Source organism: Modestobacter sp. VKM Ac-2978, from assembly GCF_026968025.1.
In the GTDB taxonomy this organism is placed as follows: domain Bacteria; phylum Actinomycetota; class Actinomycetes; order Mycobacteriales; family Geodermatophilaceae; genus Modestobacter.
Genome location: NZ_JAPVBP010000002.1, coordinates 128,418 through 147,409 on the forward strand (window position 1 = coordinate 128,418; position 18,992 = coordinate 147,409).

20 protein-coding genes and 2 tRNA genes are annotated in these 18,992 nt (G+C 73.9%); 13 read left to right on the forward strand and 9 right to left on the reverse strand.

The window, feature by feature from the left end; all coding sequences use genetic code 11:
• Positions 1 to 24: 24 nt before the first annotated feature.
• Complete coding sequence (locus tag O2W53_RS04460) at positions 25 to 957, forward strand: proline dehydrogenase family protein (protein WP_269161829.1); 933 nt, start codon at positions 25 to 27, stop codon at positions 955 to 957.
• 54 nt (positions 958 to 1,011) lie between these two features.
• Positions 1,012 to 2,637 (forward strand): L-glutamate gamma-semialdehyde dehydrogenase, encoded by a 1,626-nt coding sequence (gene pruA / locus O2W53_RS04465; protein WP_269161830.1) that lies wholly within the window; start codon positions 1,012 to 1,014, stop codon positions 2,635 to 2,637.
• Between the two features lie 68 nt (positions 2,638 to 2,705).
• Here pruA and O2W53_RS04470 read toward each other — a convergent pair whose 3' ends face one another.
• Entirely contained in the window at positions 2,706 to 3,254 is a 549-nt protein-coding gene (locus O2W53_RS04470) for a gluconokinase (RefSeq protein ID WP_269161831.1), read from the reverse strand.
• A gap of 56 nt (positions 3,255 to 3,310) precedes the next feature.
• On the opposite strand from O2W53_RS04470, the gene O2W53_RS04475 reads away from it, so the two are divergent.
• On the forward strand, positions 3,311 to 4,486 hold the full coding sequence (locus O2W53_RS04475) for an MFS transporter (protein WP_269161832.1): 1,176 nt from the start codon (positions 3,311 to 3,313) through the stop codon (positions 4,484 to 4,486).
• A 16-nt stretch (positions 4,487 to 4,502) separates the two neighbouring features.
• Here O2W53_RS04475 and O2W53_RS04480 read toward each other — a convergent pair whose 3' ends face one another.
• Genes O2W53_RS04480 through O2W53_RS04490 form a run of 3 tightly spaced genes read right to left on the reverse strand, consistent with a single transcriptional unit; the run spans position 4,503 to position 6,446 of the window.
• Positions 4,503 to 4,874 carry a hypothetical protein gene (locus tag O2W53_RS04480; RefSeq protein ID WP_269161833.1) on the reverse strand — a complete coding sequence of 124 codons (372 nt, stop codon included), beginning with the start codon at positions 4,872 to 4,874 and terminating at the stop codon, positions 4,503 to 4,505.
• 14 nt (positions 4,875 to 4,888) lie between these two features.
• Positions 4,889 to 5,683, reverse strand: a complete 795-nt coding sequence (locus O2W53_RS04485) for an enoyl-CoA hydratase/isomerase family protein (protein WP_269161834.1) — start codon at positions 5,681 to 5,683, stop codon at positions 4,889 to 4,891.
• Between the two features lie 37 nt (positions 5,684 to 5,720).
• Positions 5,721 to 6,446 carry a GAF and ANTAR domain-containing protein gene (locus tag O2W53_RS04490; protein WP_269161835.1) on the reverse strand — a complete coding sequence of 242 codons (726 nt, stop codon included), beginning with the start codon at positions 6,444 to 6,446 and terminating at the stop codon, positions 5,721 to 5,723.
• Positions 6,447 to 6,771: 325 nt separating this feature from the next.
• On the opposite strand from O2W53_RS04490, the gene O2W53_RS04495 reads away from it, so the two are divergent.
• Positions 6,772 to 7,533: an ANTAR domain-containing protein gene (locus O2W53_RS04495; protein WP_442929268.1), complete on the forward strand. Its 762-nt coding sequence runs from the start codon at positions 6,772 to 6,774 to the stop codon at positions 7,531 to 7,533.
• Positions 7,534 to 7,781: 248 nt separating this feature from the next.
• On the forward strand, positions 7,782 to 8,648 hold the full coding sequence (locus O2W53_RS04500; protein ID WP_269161836.1) for a GNAT family N-acetyltransferase: 867 nt from the start codon (positions 7,782 to 7,784) through the stop codon (positions 8,646 to 8,648).
• 578 nt (positions 8,649 to 9,226) lie between these two features.
• Here the strand turns inward: O2W53_RS04500 and O2W53_RS04505 are convergent.
• Positions 9,227 to 9,299, reverse strand: a tRNA-Lys gene (locus tag O2W53_RS04505).
• A 232-nt stretch (positions 9,300 to 9,531) separates the two neighbouring features.
• Here O2W53_RS04505 and O2W53_RS04510 point away from each other — a divergent pair.
• Entirely contained in the window at positions 9,532 to 10,710 is a 1,179-nt protein-coding gene (locus tag O2W53_RS04510) for a L,D-transpeptidase (RefSeq protein WP_269161837.1), read from the forward strand.
• A 31-nt stretch (positions 10,711 to 10,741) separates the two neighbouring features.
• Here the strand turns inward: O2W53_RS04510 and O2W53_RS04515 are convergent, their stop codons facing one another.
• Entirely contained in the window at positions 10,742 to 11,284 is a 543-nt protein-coding gene (locus tag O2W53_RS04515; protein ID WP_269161838.1) for a DUF1353 domain-containing protein, read from the reverse strand.
• Between the two features lie 130 nt (positions 11,285 to 11,414).
• On the opposite strand from O2W53_RS04515, the gene O2W53_RS04520 reads away from it, so the two are divergent.
• From O2W53_RS04520 to O2W53_RS04540, 5 genes are read left to right on the forward strand one after another with little or no spacing between them, the layout of a single operon-like run.
• On the forward strand, positions 11,415 to 11,771 hold the full coding sequence (locus O2W53_RS04520) for a DMT family transporter (RefSeq protein WP_269161839.1): 357 nt from the start codon (positions 11,415 to 11,417) through the stop codon (positions 11,769 to 11,771).
• A complete protein-coding gene (locus O2W53_RS04525) occupies positions 11,768 to 12,088 on the forward strand; it encodes a DMT family transporter (protein ID WP_269161840.1) in 321 nt (106 codons plus the stop codon). Before O2W53_RS04520 ends, O2W53_RS04525 begins: the two co-directional genes overlap by 4 nt.
• A gap of 50 nt (positions 12,089 to 12,138) precedes the next feature.
• Positions 12,139 to 12,528: an ArsR/SmtB family transcription factor gene (locus O2W53_RS04530; protein WP_269162372.1), complete on the forward strand. Its 390-nt coding sequence runs from the start codon at positions 12,139 to 12,141 to the stop codon at positions 12,526 to 12,528.
• Entirely contained in the window at positions 12,525 to 13,151 is a 627-nt protein-coding gene (locus tag O2W53_RS04535; RefSeq protein WP_269161841.1) for a methyltransferase family protein, read from the forward strand. The genes O2W53_RS04530 and O2W53_RS04535 overlap by 4 nt, the downstream gene beginning before the upstream one ends.
• A complete protein-coding gene (locus O2W53_RS04540) occupies positions 13,148 to 13,801 on the forward strand; it encodes a cation diffusion facilitator family transporter (protein WP_269161842.1) in 654 nt (217 codons plus the stop codon). The genes O2W53_RS04535 and O2W53_RS04540 overlap by 4 nt, the downstream gene beginning before the upstream one ends.
• A 6-nt stretch (positions 13,802 to 13,807) precedes the next feature.
• Here O2W53_RS04540 and O2W53_RS04545 read toward each other — a convergent pair whose 3' ends face one another.
• The 3 genes from O2W53_RS04545 to orn form a co-directional block, all read right to left on the reverse strand.
• A complete protein-coding gene (locus tag O2W53_RS04545; protein WP_269161843.1) occupies positions 13,808 to 14,683 on the reverse strand; it encodes a F510_1955 family glycosylhydrolase in 876 nt (291 codons plus the stop codon).
• A 189-nt stretch (positions 14,684 to 14,872) separates the two neighbouring features.
• Positions 14,873 to 14,948 (reverse strand) — tRNA-His (locus O2W53_RS04550).
• Positions 14,949 to 15,010: 62 nt separating this feature from the next.
• Positions 15,011 to 15,682 carry an oligoribonuclease gene (gene orn / locus O2W53_RS04555; protein ID WP_269161844.1) on the reverse strand — a complete coding sequence of 224 codons (672 nt, stop codon included), beginning with the start codon at positions 15,680 to 15,682 and terminating at the stop codon, positions 15,011 to 15,013.
• Positions 15,683 to 15,821: 139 nt separating this feature from the next.
• Between orn and O2W53_RS04560 the strand changes: the two genes are divergently transcribed.
• Both O2W53_RS04560 and O2W53_RS04565 read left to right on the forward strand, forming a co-directional pair.
• Positions 15,822 to 17,045 (forward strand): hypothetical protein, encoded by a 1,224-nt coding sequence (locus tag O2W53_RS04560; RefSeq protein ID WP_269161845.1) that lies wholly within the window; start codon positions 15,822 to 15,824, stop codon positions 17,043 to 17,045.
• 117 nt (positions 17,046 to 17,162) lie between these two features.
• Positions 17,163 to 18,932, forward strand: coding sequence for a hypothetical protein (locus O2W53_RS04565; protein ID WP_269161846.1), 1,770 nt, complete (start codon positions 17,163 to 17,165; stop codon positions 18,930 to 18,932).
• Positions 18,933 to 18,992 lie beyond the last annotated feature (60 nt).

The following is an 18,992-nucleotide window of genomic DNA, read 5'->3' on the forward strand; positions in this document are numbered from 1 at the left end:
CAGACCGCCCCGTCGGAGGCCCCCGTGCTCACCCAGAAGGCACTCCTCGCCGCCGCCCGCCGTCCCGGGCTCCGCCGCGTGGTCACCGGCACGCCCGTGACCCGCCGGGTGGTCGAGCGCTTCGTCGCCGGGGAGTCCCTCCCCGAGGCGATCGAGGTCGTGCAGGCCCTGTCCGCCGACGGCCTGGCGGTCACCCTCGACCACCTGGGCGAGGACGTGACCGACCGCAGCGAGGCCCGGCGCACCCGCGATGCCTACCTGGCCGCGCTCGAGGCCCTGGCGCCGCTGGGCCTGGGCCGGGCCGCCGAGGTGTCGGTGAAGCTGTCCGCCTTCGGCCAGGCGCTGCCAGTGGGTGGGGACGACCTGGCGCTGGAGCTGGTGCGCCCGGTCGTCGAGGCCGCCACGGCGCTGGGCACCACGGTGACCCTGGACATGGAGGACTCCCGCACGGTCGACGCCACCCTCGCCGTCCTGGCCGAGCTGCGGCGCGAGCACCCGGCCACCGGTGCGGTGCTCCAGGCGATGCTGCACCGCACCGAGGACGATGCCCGAGCCCTCGCCGTCCCCGGGTCGCGGGTGCGGCTGGTCAAGGGGGCCTACCACGAGCCGGCCTCGGTCGCGTACCAGGAGAAGGCGGACGTCGACGCCGCTTACGGCCGCTGCCTGGAGACGCTGGTCCGCGGGCCCGGCTACCCGATGGCCGGCACCCACGACCCGCGGTTCGTCCAGCAGACGCTGGACCTGGTCGCCGAGACCGGCCGCTCGTCCGACAGCTACGAGTTCCAGATGCTCTACGGCATCCGCCCCGACGAGCAGACCCGCCTCGCCGCCGAGGGGCACACCGTCCGGGCCTACGTGCCCTACGGCGGCGACTGGTACGGCTACTTCATGCGCCGCCTCGCCGAGCGCCCGGCCAACCTGCAGTTCTTCCTCCGCTCCCTCGCCACCAAGTCCTGAACCGCCCCACCAAAATGGCCATTTTGGTGCCACCCGTCTCCTGAGGAGCACCCCATGGACGCCGTCACCCAGGTCCCCGCGCCGCGCAACGAGCCGGTCGGCGACTACGCCCCCGGCTCGCCGGAGCGGGCCGCCCTCCAGCAGCGGCTCACCGAGCTCGCCGCCTCGCCGGTCGAGCTGACCGCCACCATCGGCGGGCAGCAGAAGACGGCCGGCGGCGCGGCCTTCGACGTCGTCGCCCCGCACCGGCACGCCCAGGTGCTCGGCACGTCGGCCGCCGCCACCGCCGCCGACGCCCAGGAGGCGGTGCGCTGCGCCAAGGACGCCGCCCCCGGCTGGTCGGAGCTGTCCTTCGACGACCGGGCGGCGGTGTTCCTCAAGGCCGCCGACCTGCTCGCCGGGCCGTGGCGGCAGACCCTCAACGCCGCCACGATGCTCGGGCAGAGCAAGACGGCGTTCCAGGCCGAGATCGACGCCGCCTGCGAGCTGATCGACTTCTGGCGCTACAACGTGCACTTCGCCCGCCAGGTGCTGGCCGAGCAGCCGGTCTCCGGCCCGGGCGTCTGGAACCGCGTCGACCACCGCCCGCTGGAGGGCTTCGTCTACGCGGTCACCCCGTTCAACTTCACCGCCATCGCCGGCAACCTGCCCACCGCGCCGGCCCTGATGGGCAACACGGTCATCTGGAAGCCGGCCCCCACCCAGCAGTTCGCCGCGCACTTCCTGATGCGGCTGCTCGAGGCCGCCGGCCTGCCGCCGGGTGTGATCAACATGCTGCCGGGCGACGGGGTCGCGGTCTCCGACGTGGTGCTCGCCGACCGCGACCTGGCCGGCATCCACTTCACCGGCTCGACCCCGGTGTTCCAGCACCTGTGGCGCACGGTGGGGGAGAACATCGCCGGCTACCGCGGCTACCCGCGGATCGTGGGGGAGACCGGCGGCAAGGACTTCATCGTCGCCCACCCCTCCGCCGACCCGGACGTGCTGCGCACCGCGATGATCCGCGGCTCCTTCGAGTACCAGGGCCAGAAGTGCTCGGCGGCGTCGCGGGCCTACGTGCCGCGCAGCCTCTGGGGCCGGATCCGTGACGACCTGATCGGCACCGTCGAGGAGATCCCGATGGGCGACGTCACCGACTTCTCCAACTTCATGGGCGCGGTCATCGACCGGAAGTCGTTCACCAAGCTGTCGAAGGTGCTGGAGTCGGCGAAGGACGACGACGCGCTCACCGTCGTCGCCGGCGGGACGGCGGATGACAGCGAGGGCTTCTTCGTGCGGCCGACCGTCATCGAGGGCACCGACCCCGAGCACGACGTCTTCACCACCGAGTACTTCGGCCCGGTGCTGGCGGTGCACGTCTACGACGACGCCGACTACGACACAGTGCTGAGGCAGATGGAGTCGGTGGCGCCCTACGCGCTGACCGGTGCGGTCATCGCCCAGGACCGGACGGCGATCGCGCACGCCCAGCGGTTCCTGCGGCACGCGGCCGGCAACTTCTACGTCAACGACAAGCCCACCGGCGCCGTCGTCGGCCAGCAGCCCTTCGGCGGTGGCCGCGGCTCGGGCACCAACGACAAGGCCGGCGCGGCGCAGAACCTGCTGCGCTGGACCAGCACCCGGTCGCTCAAGGAGACGTTCGTCCCGGCGACCGACCACCGCTACCCGCACATGGGGTAGCAGCCGCAGCGTTGATCATCGGCGAGTGGCTGCCCGCGCCGGCCAGCCACTCGCCGATGGTCGACAGCTCAGCGGGGGAGGGGGATCTGCCGCTCGTCGCAGAGCTCGGCGAGCATCTGGCCGACCGTCTCCTCCACCGAGCCCTCCCCGGGCACCACCGCGCCCGGCTCGTCGTCGCCCAGCGGCTGCAGGGTGTCCAGCTGGCTGCGCAGCAGGGTCGGCGGCATGTAGTGCCCCTTGCGCGCGGCGAGCCGCTCGGTGAGCACCTCCTCGGAGGTGTCGGCGTGCGCGAACCACACCGAGGGGTGGCCGTCGCAGAGCAGGTCGCGGTAGCTGCGCTTGAGCGCGGAGCAGGTGAGGATGAACGACGTCCCGGCGGCCTCGTGCTCGCCGATCAGCTCGGCCATGCGGCGCAGCCACGGCCAGCGGTCCTCGTCGTCCAGCGGGGTGCCACTGCGCATCTTCTCGACGTTCTCCGGCGGGTGCAGGTCGTCGCCCTCGATGAACTCCCACTGCAGGCGGCGGGCGAGCTCGTTCGCGACGGTCGACTTGCCGGAGCCGGAGACCCCCATGACGACGATCGAGGTGGTCGCCGGGATGCTGTCCGTGGTTTCCATGCCCCGACCGTATTGAGTCGAGGGAGGAGTTGGGAACCGGGACGGGGGCACGGGACGTGACGACGACGGGGCGACGGTCCTCGCTGTGGCGACTGCCGGCCGTCCGCTCCCTGGTCGCGCTCAACGCCCTCGGGTTCCTCAGCTACTCGCTGCTGCTGTCGGCGCTGCCCGCGCACGCCGCCGCGCTGGGCGCCGGGCTCACCGCTGCCGGCTCGGTGACCACGGTGTTCCTGGTGGCCACCGTGCTCGCCCAGACGGCGGTGCCGGCGCTGGTCGCCCGGCTGGGCATCGGCCCGGTGTTGGCCGGCGGGCTGATCGCGCTGGGGGCGCCGTCCCCGCTCTACCTGCTGGCCGACGACGTGCGCTGGTTCGCCGTCGTCTCGGTGGTGCGCGGGGTGGGGTTCGCGGTGCTCACCGTGCTCGGCTCGACGATCGCCGCCCAGGCTGTGCCGCCGGAGCGGCGCGGTGAGTCGATCGGCATCTACGGGCTGGCGATCTCGGTGCCGACGCTCGCGGCGGTGCCCGGCGGGACGGCGCTCACCCTGGCCGGCCACTTCCCGTGGGTCGCCGCGATGGCGGCCGCGCCGGTGCTCGCGCTGGTGTTCGTGCCGGGGTTGGTGCGGGCGCTCGGCCCGCCGGAGGTGTCCGCCCCGGGTGGGTCGCGGGCGGCCGTGTGGGCCGCAGCGGCGCCGTCGCTGGTGCTGCTGGGGGTGACCCTGGCCGGTGGTGGGCTGGTCACCTTCCTGCCGATCGAGCTGCCCGACGGCGCGCTGGCGGTGGTGGCGCTGCTGGTCTTCGGGGTCAGCACCGCTCTGTTCCGGTGGGGCGCCGGGGTGCTGGTCGACCGGCTGGGGGCGCGGGTGCTGCTGCCGGCCACGCTGGCCAGCGGGGTCGTCGGGATGCTGCTGGTGGCGCTGGGACTGCGGGTCGAGGGCGCCGGTGGGGCCGCGGCCGTGCTGATCGGGGCCTTCGCCCTGGGCGTCGCCTACGGCGCGGTGCAGAACCTGACCCTGGTGATCGCGCTGGCCCGGGCCGGGGCCGGGCAGACGACGACGGTCAGCGCCGTGTGGAACGCCTGTTACGACACCGGCACCGCGATCGGCGCGCTGGCCGTCGGGGCGGTGGCCGCGCAGGTCGGGCTGTCGCTGAGCTACGTGTTCGTGGCGGTGCTGCTCGCATTGGCGCTGCCGCTGGCGGTCACGTTGCCCCGCGCACTGCGCGCCACGAGCTGAGCGCTGCCGGCTGGGCTCAGCCGGCGGACGCCTGGTCGCCCAGCCGCTGCCGGGCCGCCTCGGCCAACCGCTCCACGGTCTGCACCTCGGCGGCGGCCTCCCGCAGCCAGGTGCGCAGCCCGTCGACGTCGTACCGGTTGCGGTCGCGCAGCTGGCCGAGCAGCACCTGCCGGGCGCTGGACTGGGCGCGCATCGCCGTCGGCAGGGTGCGGCCGGTGCGGCGGGCCCGGGTGGTGAGGCCGGCGCCGAGGAAGACCAGCTCCCGGACGTCGGACAGCCCGGCGAGGAGCGCCTCGGCGTCCTCGGGCCGGCCGTCGGCCAGCAGCTGCAGGTACTCGTCGGCGCGGCGGGCGCCGGCGTCGGCGGGCTTCTCAGACGGTGCGGTCACCCCTCCACTGTCCCTCACCGGCCGGACCACTGCGGCGGCCGCTTCTCCAGGTACGCGGCGATCCCCTCGCGCCGGTCCTCGCTCAGGTAGGGGTTCGGTCCGACGTCCAGACGCAGCGCCGCGGCCAGCGGCAGCTCGAGCCCCTTGACCGCGGTCTCCTTCATCCGGCGCACCGAGATCGGGGCGTTGCCGGCGATCCGCTCGGCGAGGGCCAGGGCCGTGGGGAGGACGTCGTCGACCGGGACGACGCGGTTCACCAGCCCCCAGCGGGCGGCGTCCTCGCTGGTGACGTACTCGCCGGTGAAGAGCATCTCCAGCGCGATGCCGGTCGGGATGCGCTTGGGCAGCACGACGGACCCGTAGTTGGCGCCCATGCCGATCGTCGCCTCCGGCAGGCCGAGCTTGATCCCGGGTGCGGCGATCCTGATGTCACAGGCCAGCGCCAGCTCGAAGCCGCCGGCGACGGCGTGCCCGCCGAGGGCGGCGATCACCGGCACGTACGTCTCGCCGAGCACCTCGAAAAGGTTGCGCCCGGGGCGGTTCATCGGTGGCCGGAAGGGCTCCCCGCGCTGGTCGCGCTCCCGGATCTCCTTGAGGTCGAACCCGGCGCAGAAGGCCGGCCCGTTCCCGGTGAGCACGATGGCCCGGACGTCGGCGTCCTCGGCGCAGGCGAGCAGCTCGTCGACCAGGTCGGCCTGCAACGCCGAGGACAGCGCGTTGCGCCGCTCGGGCCGGTCGAGGGTCAGTACGCGGACGTGCCCTCGGGTCTCGACGGTCAGTCCCGACTCGCGGCGCTGCGGTTCGCTCATGGCCGCGATCCTGCCCGCACCGGTCAGGTCCGGCAGGTCAGGCGGAGGGGAGCTCGCCGGTCTGCACGAACTGCTCGGCGATGTCGCGGACCTTCCGGTTGGTCTCCATCGACAGCTCGGCCAGGGCGGAGAACGCCCGGTCGGCCGGCCACTTGTAACGCTCCATCAGGATGCCCTTGGCCTGGTCGATGACCGCCCGGGAGTCCAGGGCCGCGCGCAGGTGCTCGGCGCGCCCGACGGCGGTCTCGTAGAGGTACATGTTCGACACCGGGACCACGGCGTAGGCCGCGAACCGGGCCGCGGTCCGACGGGTCTGCTCGTCCAGTGGCCGGGAGGTGCGCGCGTAGACGTTCAGCCCGCCGGTGATCAGCTCCTGCGGCGGCAGCGGGAAGGACAGCACCCCGCGGCACCCGCGCTCGGCAGCGGCCTGCGGGAACGGGCCCCACCGCTGCTCCGCGGCGGTGTCCAGCAGCTCGACCACCGCACCCGTCGTCGCCGCCTCCATGCAGGGCCCGGAGCCCTGCGCGTACTGCACGAGGTCCAGGTCGAGGGCGAGGGGGTCGCTCGCGGCAACGGTCGACGAGCGGCCGTCGGCGACGATGGTGACCGAGATCGCGGGGTCTCCGGAGAGCACCCGGGCGGCCAGGTCGGTGACCCGCTGCAGCACCGACTCCAGGGAGTGCTCGGCGAACGACAGCCGGCCCAGCTCGTCGAAGGCGAGCTGGACCAGGTCGGCGTCGGGATCAGGGGTGGGGCGAGTCAACGTGGTACTCCGGCGGCAGGTGGCACCGGACAGCAGCATGCGCCGGCGGAGAGACGGGCCCTGGGAGACCACCGAGGACCCGCCGAGGACGGGGTCGAGGACCCCGCTGCCGCACGCCGGCTGTGTGACGTTGTGGCACCCGGAGCATAGCCGGGGCCGGTGAACGAGTCGGGCCGCGTGCGAACGGTGTCGATCATGCTCCGGCAGGTAGCGTTGTCATCGGTGCCGTCATCGGTGCCGTCATGCGGCACTGACGTGCGTCAGACAGCGGCGTGCACGCGAGCGGGGCCTCAGTGCGGGGCCCTCGCCGAGGTCGCCATCCCCGGTGCTCCACCGACCGGAGGTCGACCTGTCCATCTCTGACGGACCCCTGTCCCGTGACGCCACCGACGCGCTCGCACGCCTGGGCAACCTGGCGCTGCGGGACCACTCGATGGAGTCGGTGCTGCAGGCCGTCGCCGACCTGGTCAAGCAGGTGCTGCCGGGCGAGATCGAGGCATCGATCTCGCTGCTGGTCAACGACAAGGCGACGACCACGGTCTACACCGGCCAGCTCGCCCTGGACCTGGACGAGAGCCAGTACGGCCGCGGCTACGGCCCCTGCCTGCACGCTGCCTCGACCGGCGAGCTGGTCGAGATCGCCGACGCGCGCGTCGAGGACCGCTGGCCCGACTACGGCCAGGCCGCCTGGCAGCGGGGCAGTGGCAGCTCGCTGTCGGTGCCGCTGCCCGTCCAGGAACAGGTGGCGGGCGCCCTCAACATCTACGCCCGCAAGCCGTACGCCTTCGACGAGGAGGCCCGGTCGGCCGCGGTGCGGTTCGCCCCCTATGCCGGGGTCGCAGTGGGGAACATGTACGCGTACCAGGGCGCCCGGGAGATGGCGGAGAACCTGCAGATCGCCCTGGAGTCCCGGGCGGTGATCGACCAGGCCAAGGGCATCCTGATGGAGCGGCACAAGCTCACCGCCGACCAGGCGTTCCAGGCGCTGGCCGCGGTCTCCATGCGGCGCAACCGCAAGGTCCGGGAGATAGCCGAGACGCTCGTCCGCACGGGGGAGTTCCGGGTCGACGGCCCGGCGGCCGGCTGAACGTCCGCTGCCCCCGATCCGGTTGGGCCACGACGCGCACGGGCAGAACCCGAGCAGGGGCCGTCTGCGTGCCGGCACACAGAGGACCCCAGGCTCGGTGGTCGAGACGCCGGCCACCGGGCCGCTCCCATCCGCGGACGGCGTCCGGGCCGAACACCCTCCGGTCGCGTCGTCCCCCTGCCCCCGGGTCGGCGCGGCTGCCCGGCCGAGGCGGGACGCGCAGGGCGTGGACCTGCCAGGCTGCGCCCGTGCCTCCGTCCACCGTCGTGCGCCCGGCAACGCCGGACGAGGCCGGCTTCCTCACCGAGCTGGCTCTGCGCAGCAAGGCGTACTGGGGCTACCCGGCCGACTTCCTGGCGGCCTGCCGCGCCCACCTCACCGTCGACCCGGCCGACTGCGACGGTGCCTCCGTGCGCGTCGCCGAGTGCGGCGGCCAGGTGCTCGGGTTCTGGCGCCTCGCGCCCACGGACGACCCGGTGCGGGGAGAGCTGACCGACCTGTTCGTCGAGCCACGGGCGATCGGCAGCGGCGTCGGCCGGCTGCTGGTGACCGACGCCGTGGCGCACGCCCGAGCCCGCGGCTGGCGCACGCTGGAGCTCGACGCCGACCCACGCGCCGAGGCCTTCTACCGGAACCTCGGCGCGGTGCGGATCGGGCTCTCGCCCAGCACGGCGTCACCGGGTCGCTCCCTGCCCCGGATGTCGCTGGCCGTCCCGGCGCGCCACCACGTCGTCTGCGGGGCGCTCGTCCGGGAGGGCCGGGTCCTCCTGGGGCACCGGGCGGCGGGTCGTCGCTGGTACCCCGACGTGTGGGATCTGCCCGGCGGGCACGTGGAGGACGGCGAGAGCGAGCTTGCCGCGCTCCGCCGTGAGCTGCGGGAGGAGGTGGGCGTGCAGGTGGCGGGCGTGGACCCCGAGCCGGTCGCGCGGCTGCTCGACGAGGACCTGCAGTTGGCGGTGTGGTCCGTGCGCGACTGGGCGGGTGAGCCGGTGAACTGCTGCCCGGAGGAGCACGACGAGCTGCGCTGGGTTGCCCCGGACGAGCTGGCGGAGCTCAGCCTGGCGGACGCCCGGTACGTCGACCTGCTCGGCGGACTGTGCACAGGCGAGGGGTGACGCCGTCCTCGGCAGTGGCCGCGGAGCCCGCAGCCGACCACGTTCCAGACGTGTCGCCTGTTGCAGGCGTCCTCTGATGATCGAGCTGGGGGGAGGGCCTGGCAGGGGGTGCTCGACGGGCTAGGGACGACGGCCGATCCGGGTCAATGTCCACAGGGCGCATCGGCGGCAGATGAACACCCCAGGGGTGCCCCCCAACTCGTGCACTGCCGAGTGAGGAAGCTGTCGCCCGCAACAGCCACAAGGCACCAGCTCCGCACCCGGGGGCGTCGGCCGCCCAAGGGACTTCACGTCAAGACCGACATCAGGTCGTCGGCCGTCGGAGACCCAGCCACGTCGTCGTCGGCCTCCTGCCAGTTGGGGCCGCCGTCGGAGCAGACGAGCGTCAGGTCCACGTCAGCATCCTCGCGCAGTCCGTCCAGCTGTGGGTGCACGAGTGAGTCGACGTCGACCCGGCCGGCGGGTCGTCCGCGCGTCGGCGGAGAGGGCCACGCGCAACGGAACTGGAGACACCAGCCTGCAGGAAACGACGAAGCGGCGACGTCCGTGGACATCGCCGCTGGTCGTGGCAGTGCGTGTGCGCCATCAGGGACTCGAACCCCGAACCCGCTGATTAAGAGTCAGCTGCTCTGCCAATTGAGCTAATGGCGCGTGTCGCTCGACGTGGTCGGGCAACAGGAGAGGACTCTACACGCCGATCCGGCTCCACCGTCCGATGGGGTCGGGTCATCCACGTCACGTGTTGCGGCGCACAACGAACTGTCAGCAGGAGCGTGGAGACTGGGCGACGGTGCGGACGCCCGCCGGGAAGGCCCCGGTCGGCGCGCACCGGAACAGGGGACAGGTCTTCGTGGGTTCGCAGCAGGCGAGACGGTTCGCTGCAGTGCTCATCGCCGCGTTGCTCGCCGTGCTGGCGGCCTGCTCGGGGTCGTCGTCCGAGGCCGCGCCGGACGACGCGGCCGGGTCGCCGACCGCCACACCCGTCGCGCCCGCCGTGGTGACGGTGAGCCTGGCCGACGGGGCCGCCGACGTCCCACCGACCACCCCGCTGGAGGTCACCGTCACCGGTGGCGAGCTGGGCGACGTCACCGTCGCGGACGCCACCGGCGCCGAGCTGACCGGCAGTCTCGAGCCCCTGGCGGGCGATCCGTCCACCGCCGTGTGGACGTCGGAGGGCGAGCTGGACTACGGCACGAGCTACACGGTCACCGCCACGGCCGCCAACGCCGCCGCCGCCGAGAGCACCGCCACCTCGACCTTCACCACGGTGACCCCGGAGACGCTGTCCACCCCGGGCATCGGCCCGCTGGACGGCACCACCGTGGGTGTCGGCATGCCGATCCGGGTCTTCTTCGACGAGCCGGTCGCCGACCAGGCCGCGGTGGAGAGCCACCTCCTCGTCACCAGCAGCACGCCCACCGACGGGGTCTGGAACTGGGTGCGCGACGACGAGGTGCACTTCCGGCCCTCCACCTACTGGCCGGCCGACACCGAGGTGACGCTGGAGGCCGACCTGTACGGGGTCGACTTCGGGGAGGGCGTCTGGGGCGAGAAGGACCGCACCGTCTCCTTCAGCGTGGGGGAGCGGCACGTCTCCGTCGCCGACGCCGCGGCCCACACCCTGACCGTCCACGACGGCGATCAGCTCGTGCAGACCTTCCCGATGAGCGCCGGCGACGCGGAGAACCCGACGCACAACGGTGCGCACGTCGTCCTGGAGAAGTTCGCCGACATCACCATGGACTCCTCGACGTTCGGCCTGGCCGTCGACGCACCCGGTGGCTACCGCACCGACGTCGAGTACGCGACGCGCATCTCCAACAACGGCGAGTTCGTGCACGCCGCCCCGTGGTCGCTGGCCGACCAGGGCTCGCGGAACGTGAGCCACGGCTGCATCAACCTGGCCACCGAGAACGCGAAGTGGTTCTACGACTTCTCCCAGCCCGGTGACGTCGTCGAGGTCGTCAACTCGATCGGCGGCACGCTGACCGCCGCCGACGGCGACATCTACGACTGGGCCATCCCGTGGGAGGAGTGGACGGCGGGCAGCGCGCTGTCCTGAGCATCCGGGCACCCGGCCGGCGCCGGCCGGGTCAGTGCCACACGTCGGGTTCCGGTTCCGGCGTGCGACCTGCGGTCAGCCGGGTGACCAGCGACTCGGCGACCCGGTAGACCGCCAGCGCCACCGCGATCACCCCCGCCGGCGGGACGACGACCGGAGCGGCCAGCACCGAGAGGGCCAGCACCCGCGGGGCGTCGCGCCACCAGCCCGCCCGCCGCACCGGGTTGACCAGCGCCCCCCAGCGGACGCCGCACCACATCAGCCAGCGGCGCAGCGGCGGTACTCCGAGCTCGCGCATCACCCGCCGGAAGACCCCGTCGGCGTCCCGGGCGGAGACCAGCCCGCCGGGCACCGCGACGTCGGTCAGCCAGTCGTGCAGGACGGCGGCCGGGGTGTAGCGCCCGGAGCGCGGGAAGAGCCACACCACGACGCGGGGCACCGAGGCGAAGTCGGTCCGGAAACCGGGTGGGACGACGAAGGTGTCCCGGTCACCGCGGTAGACCAGGGGCGCCAGCACCTCCCACGTGTTGTCGGTGGCCCGGCGCACGGCGAGGGCGAGGGAGTCGAAGGGCACGGTCGGGAGGATCCCCCCGCGCACCGTCCCCGACACCCGCCCCGCCCGGATCGCCGGTCGCGGCCGGATGGTGAGGTGACCGGGTGAGACCGGACCGGAAGTCGGGAGACCGTTTCGACAGGAGTGCCGCGTGAACCGGTGGTTGTGGCTGACCGGTGCGATCGTCGTCGAGGTCGCCGCGACCCTCGCGCTGCGCGCGGCCACCGAGCAGGCCGCCTGGTACCTGCCGGTGGTCGTCGGCTACGTCGCCTCGTTCCTCTTCCTGGCCGGTGCCCTGCGTCAGGGGATGGCCATCGGCGTCGCCTACGGCATCTGGGGTGCCAGCGGGGTGGTGCTCACCGCCGTCGCCGCGGCCTCCCTGTTCGGTGAGCCGCTGACCCCGCTGATGGGCCTGGGCTTCGCGGTCATCGTCGCCGGGGTGCTGCTCGTGGAGCTCGGCGCGCAGCGCGCCGAGCAGTCGCCCGCACGGATGGGGGAGGGACGGTGACCTGGCTGTTCCTGGCCGCGGCCATCGGCTGCGAGGTGGCTGCCACCATGTCGCTGCGCGCCTCCGACGGTCTGCGCGACAAGCGCTGGGCCCCGCTGATCGTCCTGGGGTACCTGGCCTGCTTCTCCTTCCTCACCCTCGCGCTGAAGGCGGGGCTGGCCGTCGGCGTGGCCTACGGCATCTGGGTCGCCAGCGGCGTCGCGTTGACCGCCGTGCTCGCGCACCTCGCGTTCCGCGACCCGCTCACCCGGACGATGGGGGCCGGCATCGCGCTCATCGCGGTGGGCGTCCTGCTCGTCGAGCTCGGCGCCCATTGAGCGACTCTGTCCACCACATCGTCTGCTGTGGCTATCATCGCCGCGTGACGATGCTGGAGGACGGCGCGGCCGTGACGTCGGCGGGAGATGGCGCGCCCGCGGTCGACGAGTCCGCCGCGCTCACTGCGGCGGCGTGCATGTTCCGCAGCCTGGGTGACCCGGCCCGGCTGGCGATCGTGCGGCACCTGACCCTCGGCGAGCACAAGGTCGTGGAGCTGACCGAGCACCTGGGCCTGGCCCAGTCGACGGTGTCGGCACACCTGTCCTGCCTGCGCGACTGCGGGCTGGTCACCTCCCGGCCCCAGGGTCGTGCCTCGATGTGGTCGCTGACGACCGCCCCTCAGCTGCTGGCGCTGCTCGCCGCGGCCGAGCAGCTGCTCTCCGCCACCGGCGACGCCGTCGCGCTGTGTCCCACCTACGGCCAGCGGAGCCGGTCGTGATCGTCGTTGCGCTCGTCCTCTACGTCGTCGCACTGGTCGTGCTGTTCGGCGTGCGGTCATGGGTCCAGCACCGGCGCACCGGCTCGGCCGGCTTCCACGGCATCTCCGGCACCCCCGCCCGAGCCGGGTGGTGGGGCGGTGTGCTGTTCGTGGTCGCGCTGGTGCTCGGCCTGGCCGGCCCGCTGCTCGCCGTCCTCGGCGTGACCAGCACTCATCCGCCGGTGGCAGTCCAGGTCCTCGGCCTGGTGCTGGCGTCGGCCGGGTTCCCCGCGACGCTGGCCGGCCAGACCGGCATGGGCAATTCATGGCGGATCGGCGTCGACCCGGCCGAGCGCACCGGACTGGTCACCGGCGGGGTCTTCGCCCAGGTCCGCAACCCGGTCTTCGCGGCGATGGTCACCGCGCAGGCGGGTGTCACGCTGATGGTCCCCTCGCCGGTCAGCGTGGCGGCGCTGGTCGCCTTGGTCGTGGCGGTCGAGCTGCAGGTGCGCACGGTCGAGGAGCCGTACCTGCGTGCCGTGCACGGCGAGGTCTACACCGACTACGCCGCCAGGACGGGCCGCTTCCTGCCCGGCATCGGCCGACTCGCCCCCGCCGTGCCCACCCAGGGGGTCTCCGCGTGACCGCCCGGCCGATCGCCCTGAGCGAGGCCGAGACCGAACGGCTGACCCGCCGCGGGCTGCGCCTGGCGCAGTTCACCGTGGTCTACAACGTCGCCGAGGGTGCCGTCGCGATCACCGCCGGCCTGCTCGCCGGGCTGGTGTCCCTGGTGGGCTTCGGCGTCGACTCCGGCATCGAGTCCCTCGCCGCCGTCCTCGTGGGGCTGCGGCTGGCGGCCCGGCTGCGGCACGGCAGCACCGACGAGGACAAGGAGCGTCGCGCGCTCAAGGCCGTGGCGATCACCTTCTTCGTCCTGGCCGCGTACGTGCTGATCGAGGGTGTCCGCAGCCTGCTCGGCGACGAGGAGCCGAACACCTCCACCGTCGGGCTCGTCCTGCTGGCCGCCTCCATCGTGGTCATGCCGCTGCTGGCCCGCGCCAAGCGCCGCGTCGGGCTGGCGCTCGGCGGCGACCCGCTGGTCCTCGCCGACGCGGCCGAGACCCGGATCTGCGTGCTGCTGAGCATCTCCACCCTCGCCGGGCTGGGGCTCTACGCGCTCACCGGCGCCGCCTGGCTCGACCCGGTCGCCGGCTTCGTCATCGCGGCCTTCGCCGTCCACGAGGGCCGGGAGGCGTGGGAGGGCGAACTCGTCGAGGACGACGACGACGACTGAGGGGCGTCAGGACTCCCGGTACCACTCGGTGAAGGTCTCCCCGCCGTCCGTGGAGGCCAGAACCGCGCCCTCGACGGCGACGTAGACGTCCTGCCCGTCCACGGTCAGCGCCTCCGGCGGGCCCCCGGCGCTGCCGCGCTCGGCCCAGGTCCGGCCCCCGTCGGCGCTGCCGAACACCGTTCCGTCGGGGGAGACGCCCACCGCAGAGCTGCCGTCGGCGGCGATGTCGACCAGGACCAGCAGCGGTGCGTCCGGGACGGCGGTGAAGGTGCCCCCGGCGTCCTCGCTCACCACCAGACCGGCTTCGGTGGTGGCGAGCACCCGCTGCGGATCAGCCGGGTCGGCGGCGAGGTCGGCGAGCCGCAGCTGGCCGCGGTCGGCCCACTCGACGCCGTCCTCGCTGACCAGCAGCCGGCCGCCGCTGTAGCCGTAGACGACGCCGTCGGCCGCGTCCAGTGCGTGGAAGTCGGCCTCCCCGGCCAGCGACAGGGTCTCCCAGGTCTGCCCGCCGTCGGTGCTCTCGAGCAAGCCCAGGTTCGCCGGGCCCTCCTGCCCGTCGCCGGGGTGGCCGCTGGCCAGGTAGCGCTCCGGGCCGACGACCGTGAAGCCCATGAAGTCCTGCACCCGGTCGGCGATCCGGGTCAGCTCCCCGTCCGGGGAGATGCGCACCAACCCGTGGTGCGTCCCGGCGACCAGGGCGTCGTCGGCCGGGTCGATGCCCAGCCCGTGCACGTGCTCGAGGGTCACGTCCGCCGGGGAGGCGTGGGTGCCCTCGTCGTGGCTGTGCGCCTCGCCGTCGGCTGCGACCTGGTCTCCGGCAGTGGCGTCGGTGCCGCACCCGGCGAGGAGCAGTGCCCCGGCCGCGGCGGCACCGACCAGCACCCGCCGCCGTGGACCCGTGGCGGCTGCGGGGACGGATCGAGCGGCTCGGGACGGCAGGACAGACGGTGACATGAGCTCCCCACAGAGACCGGACGGGCGTACTGCTCCACACAGCATCCGCCGCCGGCCGGGCCGGCGGCGCCGAGACGGACGGAGGCCCCGGTCAGCGAACTGACCAGGGCCTCCGGGTGGGGTGAGTGACGGGACTTGAACCCGCGACATCCAGGATCACAACCTGGCGCTCTACCAGCTGAGCTACACCCACCATGCACACCGGGCGGCTGGCGAGAGCCGACCCGGTGGACGAGAACACGATACCGGAGGCGGTCAGCTCTCCGACGAGGCCGGGGTCGGGGCCGGCTCGGTGTCGACCGCGAGCAGTGGAGCGAAGGCGGCCACGACGTCGGTGGCCGCCGCCTGGGCCTGGTCGCTGCTGGGGCCCGGCTCGGGCACGAAGAGGGTCTGCCGGTAGTACGCCAGCTCCCGGATCGACTCCAGGATGTCGGCCAGCGCCCGGTGGGCCAGGCCCTTGGGCGGCTGGGCGAAGTAGACCCGGGGGAACCAGCGGCGGCCGAGCTCCTTGATCGAGGAGACGTCGATCATCCGGTAGTGCAGGTGGTCGTCGAGTTCGGGCATGTCCCGGGCGAGGAAGCCGCGGTCGGTGCCGATCGAGTTGCCGCACAGCGGGGCGGTGCGGCGCTCGGGGACGAACCGCTTCACGTAGGCGAGCACCAGGGCCTGGGCCTCCTCGAGGGTGACCGTGGAGGCGCGCACCTCCTCGGTGAGCCCGGACTTGGCGTGCATCTCGGTGACCACGTCGGCCATGCCGGCCAGGTCGGAGTCCTCGGCGTGGATGATCACGTCCAGACCCGCGTCGAGCACGTTCAGCTGGGAGTCGGTGACCACGACCGCGACCTCGATGAGCTTGTCGCTGGCCAGGTCGAGCCCGGTCATCTCACAGTCGATCCAGACCAGGTTGTTCGCTGCGCTGTCGGCCACGGTCGCGACCCTACGCACCGCTCGGCGGACCACCGGCCACACCCGCCCCACCGCTCCCGGTCCGCTCCGGCAATCGGGTCTCCGGGCCATCTCCCGCCGCTACAGTCCGGGCTCCTGCACCGACCTCGCGGAGCCGCTCGTGTCCTCCAGCACCTCCCTCACCCCGCGCTCCGACACGGCGGTGCCGGCACCGGCCTCGCCGGGCGCCGCGTTCCGGCACCCGATCGCGCTCCTGCGTTGGCTCTGGCAGGCCTACCTGACCCCCGGCCGCCCCGGCCGGCCCACCAGCCAGGACGAGCTGCGCTGGGTCTACACGGCCTGGCTGGCTGCGTTCGCGCTGAAGATGCTCGGCTCCTCCTGGGACGTCTCCTGGCACTTCAAGTGGCTGCGCGACGACCTGGCCCCGCCGCACCTGCTCAACTCGGCCGGCACCGTGCTCGTCGTCGCCCTCGTCGTCTTCCACAGCTACAGCGGCTACGGCGTCGACCGGCGGGCACTGCAGCTCATGCAGGCCGGCATCGGCACCTTCCTGGTCGCCGTCCCGATCGACGTCCTCAACCACCGCATCAACGGGCTGGACATCACCAGCTGGAGCCCCAGCCACGCGCTGCTGTACGTGGGGACGGCGATCATGCTCGCCGGTGCCATCCGGGGCTGGTGGCTCTACGCGGCACCCGGCCGGCTGCGCGACCTGGTGTCGCTGGGGCTGTGGCTGTTCTTCGTGGAGAACGTGCTCTTCCCCAACCAGCACCAGGAGTACGGCGTGCTGTCCCTGGCCGACTACCGCGCCGGCCGCACCACCGCCGAACCGCAGCTGCTCGACTTCGCCGCCTCCCAGGGGCAGACCCCGATCCAGTTCATGCTCCCGGTGCCCGCCTGGGTGCACCCGGCCTGGTTGGTCTGCGCCGGGCTGCTCGCCCTGGTGGTGGCCCGCAGGACCGTGGGCCTGCGCTGGACGGCGACGACCCTGGCCGGGGTCTACCTGGCCTACCGGGCGGTGACCGGGCTGCTGCTGGACGCCACCGGCTTCCCGCCCTCGGTGCTGCCGCTGATGCTGCTGGCCGGCGCGGTCCTCGTCGACCTGGCCGTGCTCGCCCGGGTCCCGGGCTGGCTGGCCGGCCTGGCCGTCACCGGGGGAGTGGCCGCCGCGGCGGTGGTCCAGTCGACGCTCGACGTCATCCCGCCGTGGAACTGGTCGGCCCTGCCCCTGGTGGCCGTCGGCCTCGCCGCGCTGTGGGGCGCACTGGACGTGCTGACCAGGAGCTCCTGGTGGGTCCGCTGGCAGGCGCCGCTGGAGCCGGGCCGCCCCTCGGCCGGGGACACGCCGGTCGCGGTCACGGACGGCGGCGCGTCCTCGCGCTGAGCCCGGGACGGGCCGGTCGATGACGTAACGTCGAACCGGTCCGCCGCCCAGCCGCCGCGGCGCCCGCCGCGGCCGCACCCGTCCCGCCGCGCCCCGCTGCCTGCCCCTGGAGAGTCCGTGCTGATCCTCACGCCGACGCCGCTGCAGACAGCGGCCGAGCGTGCGTTCTTCGCCGAACTCGCCGGCTGGGACACCGGCAGCGGCGTGCGCGGTGCGGTGATGGCCGCACTGCCGGTCGTCGAGGGGCCGATGCAGCGCCGGCAGTCCGACGCGGTGCTGTTCGTGCCCGAGGGCGTCGCCGTCGTCCGGGTGGTCGAGGTGGAGCGCCAGTCCGGCGTCGTCACCGCCTCACCCGAGGGCGCCTGGACCATCGGTCCCGGCGACGGCCCCGGTGAGGTGCTCCAGCTGGCCGGTGGGGGCTCCAACCCACTCGACGGCCTGATGCGGTCGGGCATGCACGCCGCGGTGACGCTGCGGCAGGCCGGGCTGGAGCCCGGGCGGATCGCCCGGCTCACCGTCCTCACCGGCTCGGTGACGGGACTGCTGCCGGCCGACGGCGACCTGGGCGAGGGTGACCAGGTCGCCCTCCTGGACTCGGGCTCGCTGCAGCTCGGGGTCGCCCGCGCGGCCCGGCACGCGGGCACGGACAACCCCCGACTGTGGACGACGGCCGACGTCCGGGCCGGCATCGAGGCCCTCGGCATGGCCGGCCGGATCCCCACGGTCGAGGAGCTCAACGGCGAGGGGTTCCCCTACTCGCCCTACGTGCTGCGCCGTCCGGACCTGCTGACCCCGGCCGCGCTGAACGCCGCACCCCGCCGCACCACCGTCGCCGCGCCGACGTCCGCACCGGCGGCCGGGGCGAGGCGCAGCAGCGGCGAGGCCGGGCCGCTGGTCGACCCGGCCGCCGCCGCCCGGATCGCCGCCGCCGCCGTCGAGGCGCAGGAGGCCGCCGAGCGGAGGGACGTCGCGCCGCAGTCCGCCGCCGCCCCGCCCGCGGAGGAGGCTCCCTCGGACCGCCGGCCGCCGGGCCGCCCCGGCGACACCATGGCGCTGGTCCACGAGCCGGCCGAGCCCTCGGCGGACGACACCGGTGGGCTGGGTGGGCTCTTCGGTGCCGCCGGCGCCTCGGCGCCCGTCGCGGAGCCCACCCCACCGCGGCTGCGCGAGCTGCCGCCGGAGCTCCGTCCCCGCCCGCAGGTGCGGTCCGTCGGACCGGCGGGGGGCAGCACGGCGACCGCCCGGGGTGACTCCTCCCGCGGCAGGCAGGTCGCCCTGGTGCTGGCGGCGCTGGCGGTGGTGGCGCTGCTCGTCGTCGTGGGCGTCCTGGCGCTCAGCGACGACGACGGCGACGCGCGGGCGACGACGGCCGGCGCGACCACCGGCTCAGCACCCGCCACGTCGGCGGCGCCGGGCCCCGTCGTCGGCGCCACCGCGGTCGTCAACGGCACCACCTTCACGCTGCGCGTGGTCGAGGAGAACTCGACCTGCATCGGGCACTCCTACGACGCCGTCGCCGGGTTCTTCGCCAACAACGACTGCACCGACCTGGACCGGGCGCTGTGGTCGGCCGAGGTCGAGGGCCTGCCCGCCGTCGTCTCGGTGGCCCGGGTGACCATGCCCGACCCGGCGAGCGCGCAGGCGCTCCGGTCGCTGGCCGACACCGACGGCAGCGGCAACGTCAGCGACCTGCTGCGCGAGGGCGCGAGCTACGAGGGCGCCCCCGAGGGGCTCTCCGGCGCGCAGTACGCCAGCAGTCAGCAGGGCGACACGGTCAGCATCGTGGAGACCTCGTGGGCCGGGGCCGAGCGGGGCGCCACCTCGGCGCTGGACGCCCTGGCCAGCGCCGGGCTCTCGCTGCCCGGAGACGGGGTCGACGCCAACTGAAGAAGGACCCCGCTGCCCCCCGCCGCTCGCAAGCTCGCGGCGGGGCCCTGCAGCGGGGCC